We start from the raw sequence: 10865 nt of genomic DNA on the forward strand, positions 1-10865 counted from the left end.
ATGACGGAAACTATGACCAGCCATTACGGCCAAGTTAGTCACGACAGAGCATCATCAGCAAATACCCTTGGTTTAAGCTGACAGTAAACAGGTTTTCCTCAGCTTCATTGCTGATGCAAAGGCTTGATCCAAGAGGCAATACCGCATCATGAAGCGGGTACTTCACACCAGACAGAGTCAGCCCGGTCACCTTTTCAGTCATAGCAAGAAATGAAAGATAACGGTAGGATGGATTTTTCTCTATAGGGTATGCGCCCGGAGTTAATAAAGTGATTCGATTATTCCGGTCGATAATCTCAAGCTCTGCATGCCGTTCTACAGCTTTCATCAACAGTTGAACACTAGCAAGCGCATGATCCATCCGACCACCCGTTGCACCAAACAAAAGACAATGATCCGGATTCTGACTGAGTGCCCAATCAAGCGCCAGTTCAAGATCGGTCTTATCTTTTTCCGGTGGATAGCTGCAGAGCTTCAATCCTTTTCCGTCCACCTCGTCGCGCTCTTGTTCAGAGAGCGAGTCAAAATCGCCAAATGCACGCGTCGGTATAATCTGATTTTTTAACAAGACAATGGTGCCATGATCGGCCCCAATCCATTCGTAGTTCGCATACTCCGGCGCATTTAAATCGGGCACGAGTTCTTCAGGTCCGCCGGCAACAATTGCTAAGTTCATTGATACATCTGCTTTCTATAATGTATTCAATCAGATACACATCATCTATTTGTGTATCTTCCATTTTAGTCAGTCCTGTCATCATTGGTATTCTGAATGGGTGAGAGATGAACGAAACGGTCAGTATTTGTTGCGCAGTCTTTCAGTTAGTTCATGAAAAAAAACCTTATAGTTTTCATAACGGGACTGATCAATTTCCCCTTCTTCAAGTGCTTGCTTTACCCTACAATTCGGTTCAGCTAAATGCGTACAGCCACGAAAGCGACAACTTGCACGATACGCGTCGAATTCAGGAAAACAGCGTTCTAACTCAATTGGTTCAAGGTCCGGAAGTTCCAGCGAACTGAAACCTGGTGTATCAGCAACATAACCTGTCTCAGAAACCGGGATAAGCTCAACATGCCTTGTGGTATGCTTGCCTCTTCCTAAAGCATGCGAGATGGCTTGCGTTTCAATGTTCAAGGATTCATCCAGATAGTTCAACAATGTTGATTTGCCTACGCCGGATTGACCGGTCACTACACTTATTCGGTTATCCATTATTTTCCTTAATTCAGGAAAACCCTCTTGGTTTAAACTGGATGTGAACAAAATGGGATAACCAATCTTTTTGTATGCTTCAAGGCGCTCGTGAATCCACTCCGTTTCATCCTCTGCGATCAAGTCCCATTTTGTAAAACAGATAACCGGACTAATAGAGTGTGCCTCCATATAGACGAGAAAACGATCAAGAAGCTGACAATCAAGAGCCGGTTCGACAACGGAAAAAACAAGGATCGCTTGATCAATATTGGCAATCGGCGGGCGATTCAGCGCATTCTTCCGTTCTTTAATCGATAGAATATAACCATCCGTCGGATTTTTTGCTTCGTAGACAACATGATCCCCGACAAGCGGACTTACTCCTTGTTTGCGAAATAGCCCTCTCGCCCGGCATTGGACCTGCTCGTCACCACTTTTTACATAATAGAATCCGCTTAGCGCTTTAATGATTGTTCCTTCCGTCATATCTAAACTCCTTCATGCAGACGACATTCCGCTTTAATCCGGATAATCGACCGTTCCTGTTTTTCGTTCGGTCCCATCAATTAATACCTGATAAGATCCCTTCTCATTCGGGTTAATGGTGAATGGAATTGTATAAGTTTTCGTCTCGGTTATTTCTTCATCAATGAATACCGCATTATCATGATTGGCGTCTGTATAATAAATCTGCACGTGAATCGGTTCACTACCTAAACTTGATGTAGACGATTGACTGCTGTCACCTGGATAAACCACCTTGATCGGCTGATCGATTTCCTTAGGCTTCGGCTGGCTCCCCTTGGATAATGTGACGATAACTGTTGAACCCTTATCTACTTGGCTTCCAGCTTCAGGGTCTTGATCAAGCACATTCCCTTTTTCCACATCATCAGAGTAATCACCAATTGAGAAGTCTGCCTTCAAGCCTTGCGCTTCAAGTAACTTGTTTACTTCACTTTTTGTTTTCTCTTTTAAATTTGGAACAGTCGCCTGTGGATTGCCCGCGCTATAGGTGAGCTCCAAAATAGTTTTTGCGGGAACAACCTTTACCCCTGCTTTAGGATTTTGGCGTATAATCTGGTCTTCGGGAATCGTTGACGACTCTTCTTCATGCCAGACAACATCCTTGTACCCCGCATCCTTAATTGCACCGGCAACTGTATCTCGGCTATAGCCGACATAATTATCCAGTGCAACTTTCTTAGAACCTTTGCTGACGACAAGTGAAATCTCTGCATGTTCCTTCACCTCAGCACCCGCTTCAGGATTTTGGCTAATCACTTTTCCCTTGGCTACAGAATTGTTCACACGATCTGTGCGAACTACTTTCAAATTCTTATTGGACAGCGTCTGTTTGGCTGCTTGATACGTCTGGCCGGTCACATCGGGAACTTGGACATTTGACACATAAAACAATTTCGGAAGTAAGGTCACCCCGAGTACTATCCCCGCAGTAATTAAAAGGAGGAGTACGCCGGAGATGGTCAACCATTTCTTCGCTTTCGACTTTTTTTCCTTTTTACTCTTTTCAGGTGGTGCAGTCACTGTTTTTTCGACGGCTTCTTGCTGATTTAATCCCGATTGATTTTTGATTGGCTCCATTTTAATCGTCTTTTCCAAATCATCGCTTTCTTCATCCGGAACAGGTTCGGCAAAGATCAAGCGTTGTTCATTCGCGCGTTCAGGATCAAGCGCGGTCAGCAAATCATGATACATATCGGTCACACTGTTATAGCGATCAGATGGATTTTTAGCCAACGCCCGAATTAAAACATTTTCTACAGATTGAGGTATATCTTCTCGGAAATCACGCGGATAGGGAATCGGAGAACTGAGATGTTTCAATGCGACAGATACAGGAGATGTCCCTGGGAAAGGCAATTTGCCAGTCAATAATTCAAACATGACAATACCAATTGCATAAATATCAGATTTAACTGTCGCTTTTCCGCCTCTTGCCTGTTCCGGAGACAGGTAGTGTGCCGATCCCATAATCGAATGGGTATAAGTAATTGTCGCCCCGCTTACAGCAAGCGCAATACCGAAATCTGTCACTTTAACACGTTCGGATTCATTGATCAATATATTTTGCGGTTTTATATCTCGATGGACAATGCCGTGCTCATGCGCATGCGTGATTGCGAGTAAAATCTGTTTCATAATAAAAATTGATTCATTAATTGCTATTGGCGAATAATCCTTAATAAACTCCTTGAGAGTCATACCTTCCACATATTCCATTACAATATAATAGCAGTCTTCCTCGCCGATATCGTAAATGGCAACAATATTCGGATGAGACAGACTCGCTACAGATTCTGCCTCCCGATGAAATCGGCGGACAAATTCTTCATCGCCCGACAATTCCGGACGAAGTGTCTTTACCGCAACCATTCGATCCAGAATCAGATCCTTCGCTTTATAGACAATTGCCATTCCGCCCTCACCAAGGCGGGATAAAATTTGATATCTTCCACCAACTCGTTTACCAATCATTCCTTATCACCATCACCATCATTGGAAATAATGACCACTGATATGTTATCCTCGCCACCAGAGTGGTTTGCTTCCTTAATCATCATGTCCGTTTTCTCGCGCAAACTCTTTGCGTCTTCCATAATTTCACTCAATTTCTCATCTGATAACTTGTTCGTCAATCCATCAGAGCAAATAAGTATATGTGAGCCGTTCGTCCATTCAAAAGTTGATGTATCCAGCGCTATTGTTGGTTCCGTTCCTAAAGAACGCATCAATATATGTCTCTTGGGATGATCCACGGCTTGTTCCATTGTGATTTGTCCTGATTTAAGCAGTTCATTGACAAATGTATGGTCTTCAGTAATTTGTTTGACAAGATGCCCCTTATTCCATATGTATATCCTGCTGTCGCCAACAGAAGTAATTGTGATGAATTCATTTGTACAAAGAGCACCCGCAAAAGTTGTACCCATTCCCCGACATTCCGCGTGGGCTTCCGCATATTCATATAAATGCAGATTGACACCACGAATCAAATGATTGAGCCAGAGTTCTGCCTCATCCTGTGTAAAAAGTCCGGAATGCCCTGAAAATTTTTCTGCTGATAGGTCCACAGCCATCTTACTGGCAATCTCTCCCGCGGCGTGTCCCCCATCCCGTCGGCAACGAGTCCAAATACACACTTGTTTCCAAAAAACACGCCAACACAGTCTTCATTCTGTTCTCTAACTTTTCCGGAATCTGTACAAAATGCGGTCTTCACGCTTTTCACTCCTTTAAAAGAATCCGTTCTCAGATCCGTTCAAGACAACAAATGAAAAAGCCGTCTGTGTGAATCATATAGGGCAAAATTTGAACCATGCCGGTTGAACCTGCTGATTGAAATTCATCCCGTAGGTACGGTATTCGCTCTATGAAGGAAGGGTCTACTCGGTAATCCGGATGATTTGAGAGAAAATCAGCGATTTGCTTCTCATTTTCATCCTTATTAATCGTGCACGTGCTATATACAAGGCGTCCGCCCGGTTTCACGAGTGGAGCCATCTCGTCTAAAATCTTTTTCTGTATCGGAAACAGACCTCTAATTTCTTCAGCAGATTTACTCCATTTTATTTCAGGTTTCCGCCGAATCACGCCTAAACCGGAACAAGGAACATCGAGTAATACCCGATCAAAGGAAGCATCACCGAAAGTCTCTTGAGCCGATCTCGCATCCATCGCTTGTGTTGATATATTGGTCAAGCCAAGGCGTTCAGCTGCATGATCGATTAACTGCGTCTTGTGCGGATGCAAATCAAGCGCAATAATCTTGCCCTTGTTTCCCATTCGTTCAGCAAGGTGCGTTGTTTTTCCTCCGGGCCCGGCACATGCATCCAGCACAAGCATGGTTTCATCAGGATTTACGACATCTGCGACAAGCATGGAACTTTCATCCTGTACTGTAAAAAATCCGTCTTTAAATGCTTGAGTATTAACAGGATTCCCGCCGCTCTCAACAATCAAACTATCTTGAGAAAGGTTTCCAGATACCGTCTGAATTCCCTCCATCGCGAGCTGTTCGGACAGTTCCTGCTTTGTACCCTTGAGTCGGTTTACACGGATCGACACTTTTGGCGGCAGATTATCTGCTTCCGCGATTTTCACTGCAGTTGCTCGATCCCACTGTTTTTCCCATAGCTTTAGCAGCCATTGCGGATGACTGTATTGAATGGAAAGGCGCTTTAATTCCGGTTCAATTTTTGATACATCAGGCACTCCCTCACGCAGAAACCTGCGAAGTACACCATTTACAAAACCGGATATACCGCGATGGCCGCGTTTTTTTGCAATCGTAACCGCTTCATTCACAATCGCATGATCAGGAATTCGATCGAGAAACACATTCTGATAAATAGACAACAGAAGGAGCATCTCAACCCAATCATCCATCTTTCTTTTCTTATCAACAAATGAAGACAAGTAAAAATCTAAAATTGATTTTCGCTGCAGAACCCCATAGACGAGGTTGGTTACCAAGCCTTTATCTTTATCCGACAAACTTTTCGCATTTAAAGCTTCATTAATGGCGATCTGACTGTATGCGTGATGTTTCGTTATGGAGAGGAGAAGATCAAGGGCCGTCTCGCGCGCCATTGGCCTGCTCATGACACGCCTCCAAGAACAATGCCCAGTTCCAGCGCTTTTCCACGTAAAAAATCAGCTGCATGCATTCGTTTTTTTCCTGAAGGCTGACATTCCATAACCTTAATTGCCTGGCCATAACCTGTCGCAACAAGAAATCCGTCAGTGTCGTTGTCAAAAACGGTACCCGGTTTTTCTTTAGTCGTTACCTTTGTTAACTCAGCTGCGTAAATTTTAAAAATTGAACCGTTCAACCGGGTATACGCTCCTGGAAAAGGATTCAATCCACGGATCAGATTACGTACATCAACTGCAGTTTTCTCCCATTTAATTTCTTCATCTTCATGTTGGATACTTGGGGCGAACGTGACTTCTTTTTCATTCTGATGTGTCGGTTTCAAAGAACCTGCCGCAAGTTTCGGCAAGGTTTCCATGAGCAGCCTGCTGCCCGCAGCGCTAAGTTTATCATGTAGTGTTCCAAACGTATCTTGATGCTCAATCGGCACACGGACTTGGCTCAATAGATCTCCCGCATCCATTTGTTTCACCATATACATGATTGTGACACCGGTCTCTTTCTTCCCGTCAATAATTGACTGTTGAATCGGAGCGGCGCCGCGATAGGACGGTAATAATGATGCGTGAACGTTCACACATCCGAGTGGCGGCTCTTTGAGCAAGGACTCAGGCAGAAACTGTCCATAAGCGGCCGTGATCAATAGATCAGCACCATATGATAAAATTTCTTGAACCGCTTCCGCTTTGCGTACCCTCTCCGGTTGCAGCACCGGAACAGAATACTTTTCAGCTAGTACTTTAACCGGTGGCGGCGTTAATTTATGTTTTCTGCCCTTGGGACGGTCGGGCTGTGTGATCGCGCAGACCACATCATAATTTGGATCCTCCAGCAACCGCTGGAGGATTGGCACTGCAAAATCCGGTGTTCCCATAAATGCTATTTTCATTCAATCATCCTCTTTAATAATTAAAAGTTCTCGGTTGGTACCTGTTTGGAAACAAACGAAGCACTGTTTCGCAAGCTCAATTACATAAGCGCGACAGGATTTAGATCAATGGATACCTGAAGACTGTCTTTCCCGGTCTCTTGAAAATGCTGCAGAATTTGATGCAACACGGGTACGAGCGCAGGTTCTCTTTTGTATTTTACCATGCACTGGTAGCGATATCTATCTTTTATCTTGGAGACGGACGGAACGACAGGGCCGTAGATCTGAGTCGAATCCGACAAGTTATTCTTTAGAATAGCTGCGATGCGATCCGCCGCCACTGCAACTTTTGCCGGATCCGGGTGAGTCAGGCTGATTAATACCAGATAGAAAAACGGGGGATATCCCCAGCGATGCCGTATCGTCATTTCTTCTCGGTAGAAGCTTTCATAATCATGCCGGGCTGCATCAATGACCGCATAGTGATCAGGTGTATAGCTTTGAATCACGACCTCTCCAGGCAATGAATGTCTGCCCGCGCGTCCGGATACCTGAGTAATCAATTGAAAGGTCTTCTCCGATGCTCGAAAGTCAGAGAGATGGAGCAGTGAGTCCGCTGCAAGTACACCGACAAGTGTTACCTTTGGAAAATCAAGACCTTTTGCGATCATTTGTGTACCAAGTAAAATATCTGCTTTTTCTTCGCCGAATTGACGCAGCAGTTTTTCATGGCTGCCTTTTTTTCTTGTCGTGTCCACATCCATTCGAATCACGCGCGCTTCAGGCAGCAAGCGATTAAGCTCCGCCTCGACTTTCTGTGTTCCTGTCCCAAAAAAGCGCATCGCATCGCTGTCGCATGTCGGACAAGTTGCCGGCACATTTTGTTCATACCCGCAATAGTGGCATCTCAGCGAATGCTGCGTACGATGGTAGGTTAACGAAATATCACAATGGGGGCATTTCACCACTGTCCCGCATGATCGGCACATCACAAAGGTCGAGTATCCGCGCCTGTTTAGAAACAGCACCGTTTGCTCGTTCTTTTGAAGACGATCCTTCACTTTTTCAAGGAGTTCCTTAGAGAAAACCGAATGATTCCCTTGACGCATTTCCTCCCGAAGGTCAACAATGTGAACACTGGGAAGCGGACGATGATTCACTCGTTCCTTCAAAGATAATAACGTGTAAACCTGTTTGCGCGCGCGGGCGAAAGATTCAAGTGACGGCGTCGCGCTTCCAAGAACGACCGGACAATGATGTTTCTCCGCACGATGGATGGCGACATCACGAGCATGATACCTTGGCATATCCTCTTGCTTGTAGCTGGACTCATGCTCCTCATCAATAATAATTAAGCCGAGCTTCTTGAAGGGGGCGAAAATTGCGGATCGAGCACCAACGACTACCTGTACTTTTTCTTCGCGAATTTTACGCCATTCATCATATTTTTCGCCGCGGCTAAGTCCACTGTGCATCACCGCCACCTGATCGCCAAAGCGGCCTTTAAATCGAAGAACCATCTGCGGTGTTAATGAAATTTCCGGAACGAGTACGATTGCTTGCCGCTTATGTTCAAGAACACGCTGAATCGACTGCAAATAGATCTCCGTTTTTCCGCTTCCCGTAACCCCATGGCACAAAAAAACACGATGTTCATTTTCGTTCATCGATTGCAAAATGGGCGCAAGCGCTTTTGCTTGTTCATCAGTTAAATTGAGCGGCTTCGTTTGCTCCACAGGATGCTTGTATGGATCACGAAATTGTTCCATTTGATCTAAATGAAGCAGTCCTTTATCCACGAGTTTTGTGATTGCATCTCGGCTCAAGCCATCTTTCACCAATGCATGTATTGGTGAATGGAATGATGACAGATCAGATTGCTTAATAAAAAATTGCAACGCTTCCTTCTGACGTTTCGCCCGATCGTCAAGTTTTGCGAGCTCAAGCCTCAACTGCTCTTTCGTTGCACAAACCGAAATGACAGACACTTTCTTCACAGTCGCTTGATTACGAACGAGTTGGTGAATGGACAGAGAGCCTTGACGAATTGCCCGATTAATTCTTTTCAACAATTCCGAATGACTTTTCACGATCTCCGACCAGATCGGTTGTTTTGTCGTTTCAAAAAAAGACGCCAAATCTGCGTCCTCTATTTTCAGCTGTTCCGGCTGTTCAATTTTAATTATTTTTTTATACTCAGCCTTCATCGCGGCCGGAAGCATCGCTTGAAAAGCAGTTACGGTTGGACAAAGTATCGAGTCGGCCAGCCAGCGTCCCAAGTCTATCAGTTCTTGTGTTAAGACAGGTGCATGATCTTCTACAGAGTCGATAGCTTTTAACTTTTTAAACGTTGAGACTTCTTTCAATTCAGTGACAAATCCAAGACGTCGAGTACGTCCAAACGGCACAGTCACGCGCATGCCCGGCGCGACAACCCCTTCTAAAGATTCCGGAATTCGATAATCGAACGGTTTGTTTACCGGATTCGCCGGAATATCTATATAGACTTCAGCGATCACTAGGCTCACTCATTTCAAACAGATCTGCAAGCGCGTCACAGATTCTAACCGCGACTTGGCGTTTCGGCATTTTCTCAAATGTTTGTTCCTTGCCATCCGCAAAAAAGAAGGTCACTTTGTTTGTATCCTCACCAAAACTATCTGATGCATGGTTGGCTACTAGTAAATCCAAATGTTTCGTTTCAAGTTTCTTTCTCGCATTTTCATCAAGATGGTCAGTCTCCGCCGCAAAACCGATAAGCACTTGATCTTTCTTCCGAACGCCAAGCTCTTTTAATATATCTGGATTGCGTACCATCGTGACAGTCATTGCGCCATCCGATTTTTTGATTTTCCGCATACTGACATGCTCGGGACGATAATCCGCAACTGCCGCCGCTTTTATTACCGCGTCAGCCTCCGGGTATCTGTTTACCACTTCATCATACATTTCACGGGCAGTGGTTACACGGACTGTTGTCACCCCTGAAAGATCAGCCAACGCGGCTCCTGTCACAAGTGTGACTTCGGCACCCGCGCGACGCGCAGCTTCGGCAATCGCATAACCCATTTTGCCGCTCGAGTGATTACTGAAAAAACGGATTGGATCGAGCGCTTCTTTTGTTGGACCCGCAGTAACAATTATTTTTTTCCCTTCCAAAGACTTTTGAGTAAAAAAGTCACTCACCTCACGAGCGATGTCTTCAGGCTCTGTCATTCTTCCGGCACCCGTCCATCCGCAGGCGAGATGACCTTTTGCAGGACCTATTATGCGGTAACCGTAACGCTCAAGTATGTGCAAATTATTCTGAACTGCCGGATGCCCGTACATATTGACATTCATCGCAGGAGCGACCCACACCGGCGCTTTGGTAGCGAGTGCCGTGGTTGTGAGCATATCGTCAGCAATCCCCGCCACCATCTTCGCGATTGTGTTGGCTGTAGCCGGTGCAACGATGAACAGATCTGCCTCATCTGCCAAATCAATATGAGCGATCTGTCCTTCCTTCTCATTCAAAATGACGTCATCATAAACCTGATGTCTTGTGAGTGCCTGAAAAGTGACCGGACCGACAAACTGCTTTGCGGATTCAGTCATTAATACATGAACATCTGCACCCTCTTTAACAAGACGGCTGACCAGCTCGGCTGCTTTGTATGCCGCGATTCCGCCGGTAACACCGAGTAAAATTTTTTTGCCCTGAAGCTCCATATCATCACTTCCTTATCCTAAAGAACGAGTTCAAGAAGTCTCGCAATTCTAATACCGTTTAGCTTGCTAAACGATACGTTATATTGTGCTCACTACCTATATCGAGTAGGAGGAGATAATTTCTCCGACCTCTCACACCACCGTACGTACGGGTCCGTATACGGCGGTTCAATAGCTTAAGTGTGCATGCTCGAACAGATGGACTAGATTTTTGAGTCCCACCTGTTCGAGTATTTTGTTTGTGATCGACCGATGTAAGATATGGCTACAGGCGATGCGCCAGTAGCCTTTTCGTGTATTCGCCCATTCCCATGCTTTTGGTTTTGGAACGTTAAGTTTCATGAGACTTTTATATCTCGTCTTGACTTTCTTCCAACGTTTCCAAATGATCTGGCGAATTCTTCGCC

8 protein-coding genes and 1 pseudogene are annotated in these 10865 nt (G+C 45.1%); all 9 read right to left on the reverse strand.

Translation table 11 applies throughout. The features are described from left to right. Positions 1-34 precede the first annotated feature (34 nt). A complete protein-coding gene (locus BM003_RS02255; protein ID WP_093669623.1) occupies positions 35-676 on the reverse strand; it encodes a thiamine diphosphokinase in 642 nt (213 codons plus the stop codon). A 120-nt stretch (positions 677-796) separates the two neighbouring features. Next, on the reverse strand, positions 797-1684 hold the full coding sequence (rsgA, locus tag BM003_RS02260) for a ribosome small subunit-dependent GTPase A (protein WP_093669625.1): 888 nt from the start codon (positions 1682-1684) through the stop codon (positions 797-799). Between the two features lie 33 nt (positions 1685-1717). Then, the gene (pknB, locus tag BM003_RS02265) at positions 1718-3697 is read right to left on the reverse strand and encodes a Stk1 family PASTA domain-containing Ser/Thr kinase (protein ID WP_093669627.1); all 1980 of its coding nucleotides are present in this window, start codon (positions 3695-3697) and stop codon (positions 1718-1720) included. Next, positions 3694-4299, reverse strand: a complete 606-nt coding sequence (locus BM003_RS02270) for a protein phosphatase 2C domain-containing protein (protein WP_245733988.1) — start codon at positions 4297-4299, stop codon at positions 3694-3696. The genes pknB and BM003_RS02270 overlap by 4 nt, the downstream gene beginning before the upstream one ends. A gap of 172 nt (positions 4300-4471) precedes the next feature. After that, the gene (rsmB, locus tag BM003_RS02275) at positions 4472-5824 is read right to left on the reverse strand and encodes a 16S rRNA (cytosine(967)-C(5))-methyltransferase RsmB (RefSeq protein WP_093669629.1); all 1353 of its coding nucleotides are present in this window, start codon (positions 5822-5824) and stop codon (positions 4472-4474) included. After that, positions 5821-6765, reverse strand: coding sequence for a methionyl-tRNA formyltransferase (gene fmt / locus BM003_RS02280; protein ID WP_093669631.1), 945 nt, complete (start codon positions 6763-6765; stop codon positions 5821-5823). The genes rsmB and fmt overlap by 4 nt, the downstream gene beginning before the upstream one ends. Before the next feature lie 80 nt (positions 6766-6845). Then, complete coding sequence (gene priA, locus BM003_RS02285; protein ID WP_093669633.1) at positions 6846-9266, reverse strand: primosomal protein N'; 2421 nt, start codon at positions 9264-9266, stop codon at positions 6846-6848. Continuing rightward, positions 9256-10458: a bifunctional phosphopantothenoylcysteine decarboxylase/phosphopantothenate--cysteine ligase CoaBC gene (coaBC, locus tag BM003_RS02290; RefSeq protein ID WP_093669635.1), complete on the reverse strand. Its 1203-nt coding sequence runs from the start codon at positions 10456-10458 to the stop codon at positions 9256-9258. Before coaBC ends, priA begins: the two co-directional genes overlap by 11 nt. A 168-nt stretch (positions 10459-10626) precedes the next feature. Continuing rightward, positions 10627-10865, reverse strand: a pseudogene (locus tag BM003_RS02295) (group II intron reverse transcriptase/maturase); the annotation flags it as partial.

The organism is Sporolactobacillus nakayamae (assembly GCF_900113325.1).
Classification (GTDB): Bacteria; Bacillota; Bacilli; order Bacillales; family Sporolactobacillaceae; genus Sporolactobacillus; species Sporolactobacillus nakayamae.